This window comes from Vibrio sp. HI00D65, from assembly GCF_001635455.1.
Lineage (GTDB): Bacteria > Pseudomonadota > Gammaproteobacteria > Enterobacterales > Vibrionaceae > Vibrio.
The window spans coordinates 1-333 of sequence record NZ_LWEH01000518.1 but is presented as its reverse complement, the minus strand read 5'-3'; the positions used below and the strand labels follow the sequence as shown (position 1 = coordinate 333).

1 tRNA gene is annotated in these 333 nt (G+C 43.8%); it reads left to right on the top strand.

Annotation, left to right across the window (positions count from 1 at the left end):
• Window positions 1-90 precede the first annotated feature (90 nt).
• A tRNA-Gly gene (locus tag A3712_RS23205) sits at window positions 91-165 on the top strand.
• Window positions 166-333: the final 168 nt, after the last annotated feature.

The following is a 333-nucleotide window of genomic DNA, read 5'->3' as shown; positions in this document are numbered from 1 at the left end:
CCTCAGCCTTCCAAGCTGATGATGCGGGTTCGATTCCCGCTGCACGCTCCAAGTCTTCTTAATGCCTCAGTCTTACCCTTAAGACAGTGTGCGTGCATCGTATAATGGCTATTACCTCAGCCTTCCAAGCTGATGATGCGGGTTCGATTCCCGCTGCACGCTCCAATTCAAGTTTATCGTTTACCCCCTCAAATCGAACTCAATCTTCAAAGATAATTGTAATCCTTTGACTTAACCCTCTAACTGCTTAAATTACCTTTAGTTTCCCCTTTACGACTCTTACTGTTTCTCGGAATTGTTCTAGTTTTATAATCTCGGTCAATGTTCAAATCC